Consider the following 17520-nt stretch of genomic DNA (forward strand, 5'->3'; position numbering starts at 1 on the left):
TTGATGCTGAAGGATTGCCAAACCGTATGGGCCAACTGTCTTCGCGTCATCAAGGCAAACATTGGTGAGCAGAGTTTCCGCACCTGGTTCGAACCCATCGTGCCGGTGCAGCTCCACCATAATGTCCTGATTATTCAGGTTCCCAGCCAGTTCTTTTATGAATGGCTGGAGGAGCATTATGTGGATGTACTCAAGAAAAGCATCTACCAGGAGCTGGGCCACGAAGGCCGTTTGGAATACAGCATTGTAGTTGATCAGGGCAACGGCCAATCGAAGCCGCGGACGGTGAACATCCCCACGTCGCGCAAAGCGGCGTATCCCGCGCCCGGCAATAACAGCGCGACCCAAGTAGCGGCTAGCGCTCAAACGGCCAGTGCCCGCAACGTGGCCGCCGCCGCCAGCGCACCCGCCAACCCTGACACCCTACGGAACCCGTTTGAGGCCGCGAAGGGCATTGATCGGAATTACCTGAAGTCGCAGCTCAACCATACGTACTCTTTCGAGAACTACATAGAGGGCGACTGTAACCGTTTGGCCCGCTCAGCGGGTTTGGCCGTTGCCAATAAGCCGGGTACTACCAGTTTCAATCCGCTGATGATTTATGGCGGCGTAGGCTTGGGCAAAACGCATTTGGTGCAAGCCATCGGCAACCACGTCAAGGCCACTACGCCCGATAAGTTCGTGCTTTACGTGTCGGCGGAGAAGTTTACGAATCAGTTTATTGAGAGCCTGCGCAGCAACGCGGTGCAGGACTTCGCCAACTTCTACCTGCTGGTAGACACGCTGATTCTGGACGACGTGCAGTTTTTGTCGGGTAAGGATAAAACCCAGGAAATGTTCTTTCACATCTTCAACCACCTGCACCAGGCCGGCCGTCAGATTGTGATGACTTCCGACCGGCCTCCGCGCGACCTTAATGGTTTGGAAGACCGGCTTCTATCCCGCTTCAAGTGGGGCCTCACGGCTGACTTGCAGAGCCCGGACTTCGAGACGCGCATGGCCATTATTCAGAACAAAATGCAGCAGGATGGCATCGACATCCCGCCGCAGGTAGTGGAGTATCTGGCCCACTCCGTGAACACCAACGTGCGCGAGCTGGAAGGGGTACTTATTTCGCTGGTGGCTCAAAGTAGCCTCAACCGCCGCGAGATTGACCTGGAAATGGCCAAACAGGCCCTGCGCCACATCATTGAGGAAGTAGAGGCCGAAGTCAATCTGGATTTCATTCAGAAAACCGTGGCGGAATATTTCAGCATTCCGGTTGATTTGCTGAAGGCTAAAACCCGCAAGAAAGAAGTTGTAACGGCTCGTCAGGTGGCCATGTATTTTGCGAAGGAGCATACCAGCCATTCACTCAAAAGCATCGGCCACAACTTCGGCGGCCGCGACCATAGTACCGTCATTCACTCCGTTCAAACCGTGTCGGACCTGATTGATAGCGATAAAAGCTTCCGCAGCACCATCGCGGAGCTACGCAAGAAATTCGCAGGCAAGTAGCCCTGAGGTTCCAGCTTGGGGCTGCAAAAAAGCCCCCCAGACTAATCTGGGGGGCTTTTTTTCTTTTAGAAGGTTAAGAGTTTGGCTGCGCATCGCGCAGAGGTACCTGGTGCTGATGGGCAAAGGCGCGCACTTGGTCGCGCAAGGTGCGTTTGCGCCGGGAGCCTCTTACTTCACGCATGCTCAGGTTATACTGGTCGCCGGCTTTGAGCTTAATGCGGAGCTGTTGCGCTACAAAGTCCAGGCTGGCAATATCCTCTGCCGCAAAAGCCTGCTTGGCCCGAAACAAACCGCCCTTGTGCACAATGTAGCCCGGCGTAAATTCCAGGTAGCTCTGGGTGCCAAAGACGGGCGCATTATGTACCAGTACATAGCCCAGATACACGAAGCTGAACACCAGAAACACCCAGTGCAGGAAGTGATAGTCGTTCACGCCGTCATCCGACGACATGGAGAACAAAGTGTAGGCAATCCAGAAGCAGGCAATGAGTACCTGGCCCCAAAATGGGACGCGGGAGGTATTGGCTGGTTGCAGACGAATGCGGGTAGAAGTAGCGGGCATAGAAAGAACAGATAGTTCGGCAAAAAGCAAAGTAAACTAAAAACCGGCAAGGCTGTGGGCATTACCGGTTTTTAGTTGCTTCGCAATATTTACCTGCTGGATTAACTAACGAGCGTTATCACCAGCAAAAATTACTTCAGGCTTGCGCTCAGCGTCATTTCGGGCACAGCTTGCAGGAGCTGCGAAATAGGGCAGTTTAGCTTGGCGTCTTCGGCGTGCTTCTGGAAGTCTTCGGGTGAAATGCCGGTTACCTGCCCTTCCGTCGTGACGTGAATTTTGGTGACTTTGGGCTTGCCATCTACCGTATCCATGGTCACCTTCGATTCGGTATTGAGCTGTTGGACCTGGGCACCGGCCTTGCTGAGCTGAATGGCTAAATACATGGTGTAGCAGCCCGCGTGCGCCGCGCCCACCAACTCCTCCGGATTGGTGCCTTGCTTGCCTTCGAAACGGCTGCCAACCGAATATGGCGCGTTCAGGGCGCCGCTCTGGGTGGTGAGGGTACCGCTGCCTTTTTGGTCGCCGTTCCAAATGGCCTTGCCTGCATGATCTGCCATGATGTGATGAGTAAGGGGTGAAAAATGGGTTGATATAATCTACCAACCTATAAAATGCGCGTTGGGTTGTGGTGTCTGATAAATTTGGAGTGACAGAGGCAATTTGCCGCGACAGCAACAGTTATTAGCCGATTATACAGTCTGTTGGACGCTTAGGTTAAATTAATCCGATAATTTGCCCCCCGGTTAGTACTTACGCTACTAAAATTCGTACGTATTTCTCGGTATGACGTGCTGGCGCCGGGTACGTAGTTATTTCAGAAACTTTTTCGCTTGTTTATGGCCCTAAAGGCCGCTTTCAGCCGTCCACTTGCCGCGCTCCTATACCATCGCTATCAGCAATGGTTGCACCGCCCGGTAGCTACACAGAAGCGCGTGTTAGCGAGCTTAATCAGTCAGGCCCACGCTACTGCTTTCGGCCGCGACCATGATCTTGCCAGCATCAGCAATGCCACGGACCTGGCTCGTCAGGTACCAGTGCGCGACTACGAGGCGTTATCCCCTTATTTTCGGCGGGTACAGGAGGGTGAGCCCGATGTACTGTGGCCTGGCCGTCCCCTGTATTTAGCCAAAACCAGCGGTACTACCTCGGGCACCAAGTACATACCGATTACCACCGCCAGCATTTCCAATCACATTAATGGGGCCCGCGATGCTTTGCTCACCTACGTGCACCGCACGGGCAAAGCACAGTTTCTGGATGGTAAGCTCATGTTTCTGTCGGGTAGTCCAGAGCTGAGCATAGTCAATGGGATTAGAACAGGGCGCTTGTCAGGCATTGCCAATCACCATGTGCCGGCTTACCTGCGCCGCAGCCAACTGCCTGGCTATACTACCAATTGCATCGAAGACTGGGAGCAGAAGCTCGACCGCATCGTGGACGAGACTATTGAGCAGCCAATGAGTCTGATTTCGGGCATTCCGCCTTGGGTGCAGATGTATTTTGACCGCCTGGTGCAGCGCACGGGCCAGCCCATCAAGGATATTTTTCCCGATTTCGACCTGTTCGTATATGGGGGCGTCAACTTCGAGCCCTACCGCGCCAAGCTTTTTGAAACCATCGGTCGCCCCGTGGATAGTATCGAGTTGTTTCCGGCCTCCGAGGGCTTTCTGGCTTTTCAGGATGAGCCTGGCAACCCCGGCTTGCTGCTCCTGCTCGATGCCGGCATTTTCTTCGAATTTATTCCCGCCGAACGCTTTTTTGAGCCTAACCCGCCCCGCCTCACCATTGCTGATGTGGAGCTGGACAAGCAGTACGCCTTAGTGCTCAACTCCAACGCCGGCCTCTGGGGCTACAGCATCGGCGACACGGTTCGCTTCGTGAGCCTTTCGCCCCACCGCGTGGTGGTGAGCGGGCGCATCAAGCATTTTCTGTCGGCCTTCGGCGAACACGTCATTGGGGAAGAAATAGAGCTAACGCTGCGCGAAGTCATGGCCCAATTCCCGGAAGTGGAAGTGGTGGAGTTTACCGTCGCGCCCCGCGTGAGCACCACGCCCGATGAGCCCTCCCAGCACGAGTGGCTCATGGAATTTGCCCGCCCGCCCCAGGATGCTGCCGCCTTTGCCGCCGCTCTGGATGTCGGTCTGCGCCGCCGCAACACGTACTACGACGACCTGCTGGGGGGTAATATTCTGGCTCCGCTCCGGCTCACAAGCTTGCCGCCGGGCGCATTTCAGCGCTACATGAAAGGCTTAGGCAAGCTTGGGGGGCAAAATAAAGTGCCGCGCCTGAGCAATGACCGGGGCGTGGCTGATGGGTTGGTCAGCGCGGTTTAAAAGCTGTATCTTGAGTTGTGACAGATGTAACCCAGCCAGACGAAAATGCTCCGAACTACGACATCGACGACGTAGCATACTGGCTCACCCGGACGGTAGAAGAAAGGATGCAGCATTTGGAATATCTACGCCGCAAAGTTTATTTCGAGGAGCAGGCGAAGCTTGGTAATTACCCAACGGAAATGCCACCAATGGAGAAAGTAGGTAGAATAATTAGGTTAAAGGATAAAAAATAAACGGGTGATTGAGTATCCCAGCTTACTTCGCCCCACGGCTACCGAAAGCATAGTAGTAGCTGGTCAGTCGTTCGCTGTTCCTAAAGTAGAGCTATTGCTTCGGCCTTGGCTGGGAGCGCCACTTATGAATCACTTCGGTCATAAGCCCCTGATTGATTTCGGTGGGCTCCCGGTGTTTGCGGAGTTGTGCGTATACGAGCTATTCCGACTGTCGGGTTGGGAGGCACGGTGGCTTGAAACGTATGGTGCGCCAGCGGCTGGTCCTTATTTATTTACCAATTGGCTCGATGTGCCACTAAAACAGCAGCAACATCAGCCGCTGCGTGTTGCTTGGGTAGCTGAGCTGCTAGAGGTAATAGCAGCCTATAACAAAGGCCGCTATGGTGGCTGCTGGGATGTAATCGGGTGGCACGGCAAAACAATAGTATTCGCTGAGCTGAAACGGCGCAAGAAAGACCGGCTTCAAACAACGCAGCCGTTATGGCTGGAAGCAGGCTTGCGGGCGGGTTTACAGCCGGAAAACTTTCTGTTTGTGGAATGGGATTTTGATAGCAGTATCTAATGCGCATAGCCTTTGACCTCGACAATACATTAATTCGTTGCGGCTACGATTTCCCGCTTGAAAAGCCAAAACGGGCTATGCTGGCCAAGCTGCTGGGAAAAGAGGAGTTGCGGCAAGGAACGAAAGAAATAATAGACTACTGTCATTAGCAAAGCCTGGAAGTATGGGTATATACGACCTCGTATCGCAGTAATTGGTATGTTCGGAAATTGTTCTGGTTACATGGAATTTGGCTGGATGGCGTAATAAATCAGTCGCGCCATAAGCTTGCAGTCCAGGCTCTCTGTACTAAACACCCTCCAAGTTTTGCCATTGACTTGCTGATTGATGATTCAGAAGGTGTTCGGATAGAAGCAGAGCGACATAATTTCAAAATGTTGGTCGTGTTGCCCGAAGACGACCAATGGGTGTCGAAAGTCAAAAACGCATTGAAATCGTTAAGTGCTTAATGTCAGGTATTTTAAAACCCCACCTCCACGCCGCCTGCCTCGCCTACGTCCAGGACCGCATAGCCGCGGCTACTCAGGCCATGCAAGCCGCTCAGGAATCGGCCAACTCCGAAACCAAGAGTAGCGCCGGCGACAAGTACGAAACCGGCCGCGCCATGGCGCAGGAGGAGCGCAACCGCAACGCCGTGCAGCTCCGCGAAGCCCAGAACCTGCACGCCGAGCTGGCCCGCATCAACCCCGAGCAAGCCTGCGATACGGTGCGGCCGGGCGCGCTGGTCGAGACGAGCATAGGGGGCTTTTTTATCAGTATCAGCGCTGGTAAGCTTACTGTTGATGGTAAAGATTACTTTGCTGTATCGGCCGCGGCGCCGGTGGCGGTGGCACTGAGTGGGAAGCGGGCGGGGGAGGAAGCGGTGTTCAATGGGAAAGTAGTGAGTGTATACCATGTGCACTAGAAAATCTCATGGCTAAAGTAAAAAAGAAACAGGGCGGGCATCGAGTAGCCCAACGACCAAAAGCATTAGTCTGGCCGGCGGTTCTGTTCTTTATTATTTTCGTGCTGACGTGGGTAGAAGCAGCCAGTATAAAGGCTGGCTGCTCAGGGTTATATACTGAGCGAGGAGTTATAGCTCATTTTGTTCCTTTAATTATAGTATTAGTATAGTATTAGCTTTCCAGCGAATTATTGATGGCAATTTCTTCAAGCAATATGCCATAGTAACTATGCTATTTGGTGTTGGATGCATGAGTATCTGGGCGCCGCTGCTAGATGCGAGAAGCCAAGCCCTTTTCTTCTTGCCCTTTGTATATATAATATGGTTGCGAGTGCTGCTATTTATACTTTTCCAGGAGTATCCATCTTTAAAGTCGGTTCCGGTTCTAGTGATGGGTCCTAGATCCTATAAGGGCCACCCTTATTATAAGCCCACGAGGCGGGAGACGTTCTTCTCGGTAGCTGTCTTGGTGGGAATGTTTGCTTGGTTAATACTTTTGAATGCAGTATTTCCCTGATGAGCATCAGCTAACAGGTGTCGGCATTGCCATGGTCATTGCATTACCTTTGTTGACCCACGTCACCGCTTCGCATGTTCCACCCACCCAAACGTCTTACCCTACTCGGCTCTACTGGCTCCATCGGTAACCAAGCTTTGGATGTAGTGCGCTCCCAGCCGGACCGGTTTATTATTTCGGCACTTTCGGCCCACTCCAATGCCGATTTATTGATCCAGCAGGCGTTAGAGTTTCGGCCGGCTGCTGTCGTTATCGGCGACGAGAAGCACTATCAGACCGTCAGAAATGCGCTGGCTGGGCAGCCGACGGAAGTGCTGGCGGGCATTGCGGCATTAGAAGAAATAGCCAGCCGCGCCGATACGGACATCGTGCTCACGGCTATGGTGGGCTACGCGGGGCTGCTGCCTACCGTGCGCGCTATTCAGGCCGGCAAAACCATTGCGCTGGCTAACAAAGAAACCCTGGTAGTGGCTGGTCAGCTTATTACGGGCTTAGTCAAAAAGCACGGCGTGGGCTTGTATCCTGTCGATTCCGAGCACTCGGCTATTTTTCAATGCTTGGTGGGCGAGGAGTGCAATCCAATTGAAAAAATTATTCTGACGGCCTCTGGGGGGCCTTTTCGGGGGCGCACGTTGCAGGAGTTAGCTACCGTAACGAAGGTGCAAGCACTGAAGCATCCCAACTGGGACATGGGGGCCAAAATCACCATTGACTCCGCTTCGTTGATGAATAAAGGCCTGGAGGTGATTGAGGCTAAATGGCTGTTCGGGCTGCGTGACGACCAGATTGAAGTAGTAGTGCATCCGCAGAGCATTATTCACTCCCTTGTGCAGTTTGAAGACGGCTCTCTGAAAGCCCAGCTCGGCCTACCCGATATGAAGCTGCCGATCCAATACGCCTTGGGCTACCCTGAGCGGCTGCCGAGCAACTACCCACGCTTTTCCTTCCTCGATTATCCTCAGCTTACCTTCGAGCAGCCCGACCACGGCACATTTCGCAATCTGCCGCTGGCTTTTGAGGCCATGCGTCGGGGCGGAAATGCTCCCTGCATTCTCAACGCCGCCAACGAAGTTGCCGTAGCTGCGTTCCTGCGTGATGGCATCGGTTTCCTGCAAATGCCCGACCTCGTGGAAAACTGCCTGTTGAAGGTTTCGTACCTTGCCGAGCCTGCGCTCGACGACTACGTGCAAACCGACTTGGAAACGCGCCGCGTAGCGCAGGAATTTTTAAAACATTAACCCAAACCCCGTGTCATTCTAAGTATAGCCGCGCGGAACGAAGCACCGCTACTGCTTCGTTACAGTGCCATGCTTGACTTGCACTTTTCCCCCAATTAATCCGCCGGACTGATACTAAACAGCGCGGAAACACCGATTTTTATCACTCTGTAAAAACAAAAAGCTTTGGATATTCTGATAATGGCCGGGCAGCTCATTCTGGGGCTGACGATTCTGGTGGGCGTCCACGAAATGGGGCATATGCTATCGGCCAAGTGGTTTGGGATGCGGGTGGAGAAATTCGCCATCGGCTTTCCACCGAAATTATTCGGCAAAAAAATCGGCGAAACTGAGTACATGATTGGTGCTGTGCCCCTGGGGGGCTTTGTTAAGATCACGGGTATGATCGACGAGTCGCTCGATACAGAGGCCATGAGCCAGGAGCCCCAGCCCTATGAGTTTCGGGCCAAGCCAGCCTGGCAGCGCCTGATTGTGATGCTGGGGGGCATTATCGTGAACGTGCTCACCGGTATCCTCATCTTCACCATTCTTACCGCCAAGTACGGGCAGAGCTATCTGCCAGCTTCGGAAGTGCGCTTCGGCGTGGTGCCCAGCAAGCTAGGCGAAGAGATAGGCTTCCGCAAAGGCGACAAAATCGTGAAAATCAATGGCCGGCCGTTCGAGCAGTTCGACGACGTGTACGACCCGGACGTGGTGATGGGCAACCAGAGCTACTACACCGTGGAGCGCAACGGCCAGCTGCTCGATATCAAGCTGCCCACCGACTTTATGGACCGCTTGGCTGATAATCAGAAAGATCCCGCCCGCTTCGTAGAGCCGCTAAATCCGTTTGAAGTAGGCGAAGTAGTGGCCGGCCGCGCCGCCGCCAAAGCTGGTTTGCAGCCCGGCGACCGGATTCTACGGGTCGGCAACCAGGAAATCAACTTCTTCCCCGAGCTACAGCAAGCCCTAAAAGACAACGCGGGTAAGGCTACCGCCCTGCTCGTGCAGCGCAATAGCCAGCCGATTACGATTACGGCCAACATTGAAGACGAAGGAACGCTGGGCTTCATGCCCAAATCCTTGCTCCAATACTCGACCAAGGACTACAACTTCTTTGAAGCCATTCCGGCTGGGGCTTCGCAGGCATTTGGTATCGTGAGCAATCAGGTGCAGGCGTTTGGCAAGATATTCCGGGGCGAGGCATCGGCCAGCAAGTCATTGGGCGGACCAATGGCTATTGCCCAAACTTACGGCGGCACCTTCAACTGGATCAAGTTCTGGACCCTGACCGGCATGCTGTCCATGGTGCTGGCCTTCATGAACCTGCTGCCCATTCCGGCCCTCGACGGCGGCCACGTCATGTTCCTGACCTACGAGATGGTATCGGGCCGTAAGCCTTCCGATAAGTTCTTGGAGAACTCCCAGAAGGTAGGCATGGCGTTGCTGCTGAGTTTGATGGTATTCGTTATCTTCAACGACCTGTTCAAAACACTGTTTTAGAACTTATTGGCCGCTTTTTTACCTAAATAGAACGGAGTCCGCTTCGTTCTATTTTTGTTTCCAACTCCTTTGATCTGTATGCGTTATCTGCTCGTTTTCTGCGCTTTGTGTCTGCTTAGCTTTTCTGCGATGGCACATGCCTACCACGCCAGCATCATGGACGTGCGGTACAACCCGAAAAAGCAGCAGCTGGAAGTGGCGTTGAAGGTTTTTACCGATGATTTTGAGAAAGGCCTAAGTGCCGGCCAGCCTAACGCCGTCACTTTCGATAAGCTTTCCCCGGCTCAGGTTTCCAGCCTGACCACCGCACTGCTGCAACGCTCCGTGGCCTTCGGCACCAAGACCGGCGAAACCCTGCCGCTCCGCTTAGTTGGCGTTGAGAAGGACAAGGACGCGCACTGGATATATTTCTCCGTAAAAATGCCCCCCAAGCCTGCCACTACCATCTATCTGCAGCACCGCTTGCTCCTGGATACCTTTCAGGACCAGATGAATATCGTGAATGTAGACGGCGGCGGTAAAAAGCAAAGCGCCTTGTTCCGCGCCGGCAACGACGAGCAAAAGCTAAGTTTTTAGGCAGCGTTTCTGGCGCAGATTAATGCGTGTAGCGATAGTAAGGTGACCTGGTCTTTAAATAGTGAATAGCCCAGCTGGTTATTTACTACTTTCATCGTCATGCGGTCTTCCCTAACTCTGATTCTACTTAGTGCCGGGCTCCTGGCTTTTGCTGTTGGTTGCGGTGTTTTGTCTGGCTCGAAAAGCGGCCGCGCCAGTACCGGCCTCGTGCAAGTATGGCTCACCAACCCAGCACAAGCAGAGCGGTTTGCCGTTCAGCCTAGTCTGCGCTCAGGGGCGATAATCACCGCCGACGTTCCTATCATTGCTATCGATGAGCAGCAGCGCTTTCAAACCATGGACGGGTTTGGCTATACACTCACCGGTGGCAGCGCCATGCTTCTGCATAAAATGACCCCCGAAGCGCGCGCTAAGCTATTGCGTGAGTTGTTTGGCGTGAAAGACGACGCTATTGGCATAAGCTATCTGCGCTTGAGCATCGGCGCTTCCGACCTCGACGACCGGGTATTTTCCTACAATGATTTGCCCCTCGGTGAGACTGATCCGACGCTGGCGCGGTTCAGCTTAGCTCCCGATCAGGAACACCTAATTCCGGTGCTCAAGGAAATTCTGGCTGTCAGTCCCGACATTAAACTACTCGGCTCTCCCTGGTCGCCGCCCACCTGGATGAAAACCAACGCCAACTCCAAGGGCGGTAGCCTCAAGCCGGAATGGTACGATGCCTACGCACGCTACTTTGTGAAATACGTGCAGGGCTACGCGGCGGAGGGCATTCGAATTGACGCAATTACAGTGCAGAACGAGCCACTGCATCCTGGCAATAACCCCAGCTTGCTGATGCTGGCGGAGCAACAGGCTACATTCATTAAGAGTAATCTCGGGCCGGCTTTCAAAGCCGCGAAGCTCGACACCAAGATCATCATCTACGACCACAACGCCGATAAGCCGGAGTACCCAATTACCGTTCTCAACGACCCGGAGGCCCGCGCTTACATCGATGGCTCGGCGTTTCACTTGTATGGGGGGCAAATTGAGGCGCTCAGCAAGGTACACGCTGCTTACCCCGATAAGCATCTTTATTTTACCGAGCAGTGGGTGGGTTCCAAAACCAAGTTTGCCGACAATTTTAGTTGGCACATCAAGAACCTCGTCATCGGGGCGCCGCGCAATTGGGCGCGCACCGTGCTGGAGTGGAACTTAGCGGCCGACTCCCAGCAAAACCCACACACGCCCGGCGGCTGCACGGAATGTCGGGGGGCAATTACCATTGATGGTGATTCAGTGAAGCGCGAGGACGCGTATTATATCATCGCCCACGCCAGCAAATTCGTGCAACCCGGTTCGGTGCGCGTGGCCTCTACTGAAACGACCGGTTTGCCAAACGTAGCTTTTCGCACGCCAGATGGTCAGCTGGTGATTATCGTGCAGAATGAAGGCACTGAGCCTAAAACCTTCGGTATCCGCCGCGGGCAGCAAACCGTAACTGCTACGCTGCCGCCCGGTGCCGCCGCGACGTATGTATGGTAACGCCGATTGTGGAAGGGAGTTAACAGCAAGTAGTTACCAACCCGCGCCCGCGTCTTTATTCTCCTCCAGTTTAATCAAACGGAACTCCACTCGGCGGTTAAAGCGGCTGTCATCTTCGGTTTTCTCTTCGCGTAAAGGCTGCGTGCTGCCATAGCCCATGTTATCGATACGGTTGGGCTTGAGCTTACCCTTTTGCTCAATGTAGTTGCGAATGGCCTGGGCACGGTCCTGCGAGAGGGCCACATTGACGTCCGGGTCGCCGCTGGCGTCGGTGTGGCCTGAAATGCTAAGCCGGAACGTGGGGTGGTCAACCATATATAACGCAATCTGATCCAGCGTTTGATGCATAGAGGGGCGGATGGCCGATTTGCCTTGGTCAAATTCGATGTTGCGAAAAATCAGGGGCAGACGGTAGTCAAGCGAGTTAGTGAGCAAGCGCATTACCGTGTCGCCTTTCAGCTCAAACTGCTTTTCCACGCTGAAGAAATCCGGGCTCTGAATCAGCAACACGTAGTGCGAGCCCTCGATCAGATCAAAGTCGAAGGAGCCATCAGGGCGCAGGTATTTGCTGGCTACCTCAATGCCATCATCAGTATCGATAATGCTGACAATGCCCCCCAGCGGCTTTTTGCTTACTGAGTCAGCCAGCACGCCCTCCACATGGGTGGTTGCCAGCGGCTGGGCTTCCATCGGGAGCGGAAAGGAGTAGAGGTCGAGGTTTTTGAGGTCTTTCACCTCCGAGCGGGCGTAATAAAGATTCTTGGAGTCGCCGTCGATGGTGAAGTAATACTCTGACCCTTTGCCATTTACCAGCGGCCCCACGTTGCGCGGCTCCTGCCAGCGGCCCTGCACGCGGTAGCTCTTATAGATATCGAAGTCGCCGTAATTCAATAATTGCCCCCTGGAGCTGAAGTACAGCACATTATACAGCGGGTGAAAGAATGGGCTGACCTCGCTTTCGCGGGTATTTACCACCGGACCCAGATTCTGGGCTTTGCCCCACTGCCCGTTTTTTTGCCGCGCCGTGTACCAGATGTCCGACAGCCCAAAGCCTCCCAGCCGGTCGGAGGCGAAGTACAGCGTGTCTTCCCCCCGCGACAAAGTAGGCTGCGAATCCCAGGCCGATGAGTTTACATTAGCCCCCAAACTCTTCGGCACCGACCATTGCCCATCCTGAAACGTCGACTGAAAAAGGTCGCAGTTGCCGTGGCAGTTCGGGCATTCGCAACGGGCAAAGTAGATCGTGCGGCCATCCTTGGTAATGCAAGCCGAGCCCTCGTTGTAAGGCGAGTTGATGGGCTTAGGCAGCGGTTCGGCGTCAGTCCAGTAGTCGCCTTCCTTACGCGACGTGTATAGGTCCTCATCAACCACGGGGCTGGTAATACCACGGGTCTTGCGCTTGGAGGAGAAAATAAACAGGCCCGCTTCCGAATTCAGCGTCGGGCCATAGTCTTCCACGTCGGAGTTGATACCATCGCCCATGCTCGTATACACGCCTTTGGGCGGATGAAACGTGACGATGTTTTTTCGGTACTCAACCAAGTCGTAGTAGGTTTTCAGGGGCACATACAAATCCTGGGTTTTCTGTTCCAGAGAGTCGTAGTAGAGTTGAATTTTAGTGATATCCTGCCGGTGATGCTTGAGCGCCAATCTATAGTAGGCTTTGGCGCGTGCCTCGTCGCCGGTGCGCTCACAAAGCTGACCTAAGCGCCAAAGTAGCGGCGTGTCTTTTTCGAAGTTCTGAATGCCAAACTGATGCACATACGCTTCGAGCAGCTTGCGGGCCTGGGCCCAGTTTCGGCGCTTCTCGGCCCGCTGAATCTCTTTCAGCTCTTTCTTATTCTGATAATACGCTACCCGGTTCACGTTGGGGAAGCTGGGGGTAGCATCCGGTCGTAAGCGCAGCGGGGGGGCTTTTTTGCTTGGGACTGGTCGCGCTTGGGCGGACTTACCAGTCGGTTGTTGCGCATATGCGGCCGTAGCGGTCAAAAACCACAGTAGTAAGACTAGACGGAACAAGCGATGCATACAGAGTTTTTGAACACCAAGAGCCGCTACAATTGCCGCGCCAGACACCAAAAATAGAAGTTTTTCAATGCAAGTGCTAAGCTTATTATCTGCCTGATTGGCTAGTCGCCGGGGGGCATTTATGCCGCTTTGTCGGCAAATCGCGCAGGGGGTATCATGGCATAGCACTTGCCAAAGCCGTACCTTTGACCTACCGTTGGCCCTGGGGAGCTACGGAGCGCTGCAATTCTGTCATTCTGGCACCGCCATCTCTTCCTCGATTGTATTATTATGAGTGAAAACCGCAATTCGCGCCGTCCCAAGTCGTCTGTGCTACATATGGCTGAAGATCCCGCCGAGATGGTGTCCATTATCGCCACCGATCCTGAGCAGGTCATGTCCGGCCAGGATGCGCCCGAGGTATTGCCTTTGTTGCCCGTACGCAACACCGTGCTGTTCCCGGGCGTGGTACTGCCCGTCACCGTAACGCGCAAAAAAAGTATTCGCCTGGTGCGTAAAGCGTATCGTGGTAATAAGATCGTAGGCGTATTAGCCCAAAAAAACACGCAGAGCGACGACCCAACCATCACCGACTTATATGAAGTGGGCACCATGGCCCGCATTCTGAAACTGTTGGTGCTGCCCGATGGCAACACCACCATCATCATTCAGGGCCAAAGCCGATTCAAGGTAGAGGAAGAGCAGCAGGACAGCCCCTATCTGACGGCTCGGGTCAGCTATTTCTCCGAAACGTTTCCCAACAAGACTTCCAAGGAAGTGAAGGGCTTGGTGTCGTCGCTGAAGGATGCGGCGGCCAAGATGCTCAAGCTCAACCCCGAAATTCCGCAGGAAGCGCAGGTGGCCCTGGATAATATTGAGTCGCCGGCTTTCCTCACTCATTTTCTCTCCTCGAATATCAACGTGGAGGTAGGCCTTAAGCAAAAACTGCTGGAAATAAATGATGGCGTGGAGCGGGGCACGCGCCTGCTGGAAATGATGCTCAAGGAGATTCAGCTCCTGGAAATAAAGCACGAAATCCACAACAAGGTTCACACCGACATCGACCAGCAGCAGCGCGATTACTTTCTGCGCCAGCAGATAAAAGTGCTGCAGGATGAGCTAGGCTTCGATGGTCCCGACCAGGAAGTAGAGAAGCTACGCGCGCGGGCCAAGGACAAAAAATGGCCCCCCGCCGTAGCCAAGCACTTTAATAAGGAGGTAGATAAGCTCAGTCGGGTGAACCCGCAGGCCGCAGAGTACCCGATGAGCGTCAACTACGTGGAGTTTCTGATCGATTTGCCCTGGGCCGAGTACACCAAGGATAACTTCAATCTGAAGCGTACCCGCAAAATCCTTGACCAGGACCACTATGGCCTGGAGAAGGTAAAGGACCGCATTATAGAGTACCTGGCGGTGCTCAAGCTCAAGCAGGACATGAAGGCCCCAATTTTGTGCCTGTATGGCCCTCCCGGCGTGGGCAAAACTTCTTTGGGTCGTTCGGTGGCTCAGGCATTGGGTCGCAAATATGTGCGAATGAGCCTGGGTGGCGTGCGCGACGAGGCCGAGATTCGCGGGCACCGCAAAACCTACGTGGGCGCTATGCCGGGCCGTCTTATTGCCCAGATTAAAAAGGCCGGTGCTTCTAATCCGGTCATTATTCTGGATGAGATTGATAAGGTAGGGGCCGACTTTCGCGGCGACCCACAGTCGGCGCTGCTGGAAGTGCTGGACCCGGAGCAGAATTCCACCTTCACCGATAATTACCTGGAGGTGGAGTACGACCTGTCGAAAGTGCTGTTCATCGCTACGGCCAACTCCCTGGATACCATTCATCCGGCCTTGCGCGACCGGATGGAAATTATTGACCTGACGGGCTATACGCTGGAGGAAAAAACCCAGATTGCTAAAAAGCACCTCTGGCCGAAAGTACTCCACGAGAATGGCCTGACGCCAAAAGACGTGAGCATCACGCAGCCGGCTTTGCAACGTGTGGTTGATGATTATACGCGCGAGTCGGGGGTGCGTGGCCTAGAGCGCAAGCTCGGCTCGGTGGCTCGCAACATTGCCAAAAGCAAGGCGCTGAAGGAGGAGCATGCCACCATATTAGAGCCGAAGGATGTAAGTCGCATTCTGGGGGCCGCCATTTTCGACCGCGACCTGTATCAGGACAACGAAACCGCTGGCGTCGTGACGGGCCTGGCCTGGACGTCGGTAGGGGGGGACATCCTCTTTATCGAGAGCCTGCTGAGCCGTGGTCGGGGGAAGGTGACGCTCTCGGGCCAGCTGGGCGACGTGATGAAGGAGTCGGCCGTGACGGCCTTATCGTATCTGCGCAGCCGCGCCGATTCACTGGGCATCGATTACCGGATTTTCGACCAATACGACCTGCATATTCACTTTCCGGAGGGGGCCGTGCCCAAAGATGGCCCCAGCGCGGGTATTGCCATCTTCACCAGTATTGCCTCCGTGTTCACGCAGCGCAAGATCCGCTCGCATCTGGCCATGACGGGCGAAATTACCCTGCGCGGCAAAGTGTTGCCCGTAGGCGGCATCAAAGAGAAGATTCTTGCTGCCAAGCGTGCCGGCATCCGCGACGTGATTCTTTGCGACAAAAATCGTAAAGACATTCAGGAAATTTCAGCTGAATATCTCAAGGACCTTACTATCCACTACGCTGCCCGCGTCGATGATGTGCTGAAAGTAGCTCTGCTGGATGAGTTGGTAGCCAACCCGCTTAAGCTCACGGTGCGCGACGAGCCCGCGCCAGCATTGTATGGCCCGAGCGTAGAGGTATCCTAGTAAGAAAGAAGACCAGCACCCGCTGGGTGTAACGTTGCAGTAGTAGGTGAAAGCCCCCCGACGACTGTAATGATGCATCTAGTGGGTGCTGGTCTTCCTGTTTTACCGCATATAGGTAAGGCCAGAATAGCCGAAACGCTGTATCTTGGAACGATGATTCGCCCGCTGCCCTCTCGTTCGTTGCTTGCCTTCTTTGGTTTGGTGCTGGGAATAGTATTGGCAAGTAAGCCGGTGGCAGCGCAGATTGGGGGCCAGCAGGCATTCACCTTCCTGAATTTGCCCCCCAGCGCTAAGCTGGCCGGTTTGGGCGGCGTCAATGTCAGCTCCCGCGACGCCGACGCGACCATGATCTATGGCAATCCGGCCCTGCTTAACGCTGATATGGACGGTCGCCTGGCGCTCGGCTACGTCGATTATCTATCTGATATCAAGCAGAGTACGGCGGCCTACGTCTTCAATACAAAGTCATTGGGTCGGTTTGGCGTTGGGCTCACGTATCTGAACTACGGCAGGTTTGAGCAGTTCGACGCGGCAGGTACTAGTCTGGGTGAGTTTTCGGTAAACGAATACGCGCTGGGCGTGTCCGACGCCTACACCAGCGGCAACTTCACGCTGGCCGGTACGCTCAAGCTGGCCGTGTCTGGTATTGCTGGCAATCATTCGCTGGCTGCCTTGGCCGATGTGGGGGGCATTTTCAAGCATCCGACAAAGGATTTTACGGTGGGCCTCACTGTGCGCAATGTCGGCTACCAGCTCCAACCCTACGCTGGAGCCGACCGTGAGCCCATGCCGCTGGACGTACAGCTGGGGGCTTCCTTTAAGCCTGAATATATGCCGCTGCGCCTTTCCATCACGGCGCACCACCTCCAGCAGCTGGATATCGTGTACCTCGACCCCAACCAGCGCGGGCAGCTCGACGATAATGGCGACGAAATCAAGCCGAAAAAGTCGCTGGGTGACAAAATTGCCCGACACTTTGTGGTGGGGGGCGAATTGTTGTTCAGCAAGAACTTTCACCTGCGGGCCGGTTACAACCACTTGCAGCGCCGGGAGCTACGCCTGGAAAATACCTCGGCAGGCGCTGGGTTGAGCTTTGGTGCTATGCTACGCATCAGTGAATTTCAGCTCGACTATACCCGCGCCTATTACCACGCTTCGGGCGCAGCCAATTATCTTACCGTGGCCCGTAATCTGAATTCGCTTTTTAACAAGAATACCAGCAACTGATGTTGCTATCAGAT

At 54.4% G+C, this 17520-nt stretch carries 13 protein-coding genes; 10 read left to right on the plus strand and 3 right to left on the minus strand.

What is annotated here, in order from left to right:
• Window positions 1-3: 3 nt before the first annotated feature.
• Window positions 4-1497 (plus strand): chromosomal replication initiator protein DnaA, encoded by a 1494-nt coding sequence (gene dnaA, locus B9A24_RS12940; protein WP_084446442.1) that lies wholly within the window; start codon window positions 4-6, stop codon window positions 1495-1497.
• A gap of 73 nt (window positions 1498-1570) precedes the next feature.
• Here dnaA and B9A24_RS12945 read toward each other — a convergent pair whose 3' ends face one another.
• On the minus strand, window positions 1571-2059 hold the full coding sequence (locus B9A24_RS12945; RefSeq protein WP_084446443.1) for a hypothetical protein: 489 nt from the start codon (window positions 2057-2059) through the stop codon (window positions 1571-1573).
• Between the two features lie 131 nt (window positions 2060-2190).
• A complete protein-coding gene (locus B9A24_RS12950; protein ID WP_084446444.1) occupies window positions 2191-2616 on the minus strand; it encodes an OsmC family peroxiredoxin in 426 nt (141 codons plus the stop codon).
• A gap of 279 nt (window positions 2617-2895) precedes the next feature.
• Here B9A24_RS12950 and B9A24_RS12955 point away from each other — a divergent pair, with 279 nt between their 5' ends.
• From B9A24_RS12955 to B9A24_RS12995, 7 genes are all read left to right on the plus strand, one after another.
• Window positions 2896-4392, plus strand: a complete 1497-nt coding sequence (locus B9A24_RS12955) for a GH3 family acyl-acid amido synthetase (RefSeq protein WP_084446445.1) — start codon at window positions 2896-2898, stop codon at window positions 4390-4392.
• A gap of 360 nt (window positions 4393-4752) precedes the next feature.
• On the plus strand, window positions 4753-5190 hold the full coding sequence (locus B9A24_RS12965; protein WP_084446447.1) for a VRR-NUC domain-containing protein: 438 nt from the start codon (window positions 4753-4755) through the stop codon (window positions 5188-5190).
• A gap of 448 nt (window positions 5191-5638) precedes the next feature.
• Complete coding sequence (locus B9A24_RS12970) at window positions 5639-6094, plus strand: 3-oxoacyl-ACP synthase (protein WP_084446535.1); 456 nt, start codon at window positions 5639-5641, stop codon at window positions 6092-6094.
• Between the two features lie 630 nt (window positions 6095-6724).
• Window positions 6725-7888, plus strand: coding sequence for a 1-deoxy-D-xylulose-5-phosphate reductoisomerase (locus tag B9A24_RS12980; protein WP_084446449.1), 1164 nt, complete (start codon window positions 6725-6727; stop codon window positions 7886-7888).
• Between the two features lie 165 nt (window positions 7889-8053).
• Window positions 8054-9370 carry an RIP metalloprotease RseP gene (gene rseP / locus B9A24_RS12985; protein ID WP_084446450.1) on the plus strand — a complete coding sequence of 439 codons (1317 nt, stop codon included), beginning with the start codon at window positions 8054-8056 and terminating at the stop codon, window positions 9368-9370.
• A gap of 129 nt (window positions 9371-9499) precedes the next feature.
• Window positions 9500-9946, plus strand: coding sequence for a DUF6702 family protein (locus B9A24_RS12990; RefSeq protein ID WP_084446451.1), 447 nt, complete (start codon window positions 9500-9502; stop codon window positions 9944-9946).
• Between the two features lie 99 nt (window positions 9947-10045).
• Window positions 10046-11473 carry a glycoside hydrolase family 30 protein gene (locus B9A24_RS12995; RefSeq protein ID WP_084446452.1) on the plus strand — a complete coding sequence of 476 codons (1428 nt, stop codon included), beginning with the start codon at window positions 10046-10048 and terminating at the stop codon, window positions 11471-11473.
• Window positions 11474-11506: 33 nt separating this feature from the next.
• Here B9A24_RS12995 and B9A24_RS13000 read toward each other — a convergent pair whose 3' ends face one another.
• Window positions 11507-13462 carry an OmpA family protein gene (locus B9A24_RS13000; protein ID WP_234997249.1) on the minus strand — a complete coding sequence of 652 codons (1956 nt, stop codon included), beginning with the start codon at window positions 13460-13462 and terminating at the stop codon, window positions 11507-11509.
• Between the two features lie 357 nt (window positions 13463-13819).
• Between B9A24_RS13000 and lon the strand changes: the two genes are divergently transcribed.
• Window positions 13820-16279: an endopeptidase La gene (gene lon, locus B9A24_RS13005; RefSeq protein WP_084446536.1), complete on the plus strand. Its 2460-nt coding sequence runs from the start codon at window positions 13820-13822 to the stop codon at window positions 16277-16279.
• A gap of 153 nt (window positions 16280-16432) precedes the next feature.
• Window positions 16433-17506 (plus strand): type IX secretion system protein PorQ, encoded by a 1074-nt coding sequence (gene porQ / locus B9A24_RS13010; RefSeq protein WP_084446454.1) that lies wholly within the window; start codon window positions 16433-16435, stop codon window positions 17504-17506.
• Window positions 17507-17520 lie beyond the last annotated feature (14 nt).

The sequence above is a fragment of the Hymenobacter roseosalivarius DSM 11622 genome, from assembly GCF_900176135.1.
Classification (GTDB): domain Bacteria; phylum Bacteroidota; class Bacteroidia; order Cytophagales; family Hymenobacteraceae; genus Hymenobacter; species Hymenobacter roseosalivarius.

Excerpts from the sequence above, each read along its gene's own strand:
- lon (WP_084446536.1), top strand. The coding sequence starts at position 13,820 with ATGGCTGAAGATCCCGCCGAGATGGTGTCCATTATCGCCACCGATCCT.
- B9A24_RS12950 (WP_084446444.1), bottom strand. The coding sequence starts at position 2,616 with ATGGCAGATCATGCAGGCAAGGCCATTTGGAACGGCGACCAAAAAGGC.
- B9A24_RS12945 (WP_084446443.1), bottom strand. The coding sequence starts at position 2,059 with ATGCCCGCTACTTCTACCCGCATTCGTCTGCAACCAGCCAATACCTCC.
- B9A24_RS12995 (WP_084446452.1), top strand. The coding sequence starts at position 10,046 with ATGCGGTCTTCCCTAACTCTGATTCTACTTAGTGCCGGGCTCCTGGCT.
- B9A24_RS12955 (WP_084446445.1), top strand. The coding sequence starts at position 2,896 with ATGGCCCTAAAGGCCGCTTTCAGCCGTCCACTTGCCGCGCTCCTATAC.
- B9A24_RS12970 (WP_084446535.1), top strand. The coding sequence starts at position 5,639 with ATGTCAGGTATTTTAAAACCCCACCTCCACGCCGCCTGCCTCGCCTAC.
- B9A24_RS12980 (WP_084446449.1), top strand. The coding sequence starts at position 6,725 with ATGTTCCACCCACCCAAACGTCTTACCCTACTCGGCTCTACTGGCTCC.
- porQ (WP_084446454.1), top strand. The coding sequence starts at position 16,433 with ATGATTCGCCCGCTGCCCTCTCGTTCGTTGCTTGCCTTCTTTGGTTTG.
- B9A24_RS12965 (WP_084446447.1), top strand. The coding sequence starts at position 4,753 with ATGAATCACTTCGGTCATAAGCCCCTGATTGATTTCGGTGGGCTCCCG.
- B9A24_RS12990 (WP_084446451.1), top strand. The coding sequence starts at position 9,500 with ATGGCACATGCCTACCACGCCAGCATCATGGACGTGCGGTACAACCCG.
- dnaA (WP_084446442.1), top strand. The coding sequence starts at position 4 with ATGCTGAAGGATTGCCAAACCGTATGGGCCAACTGTCTTCGCGTCATC.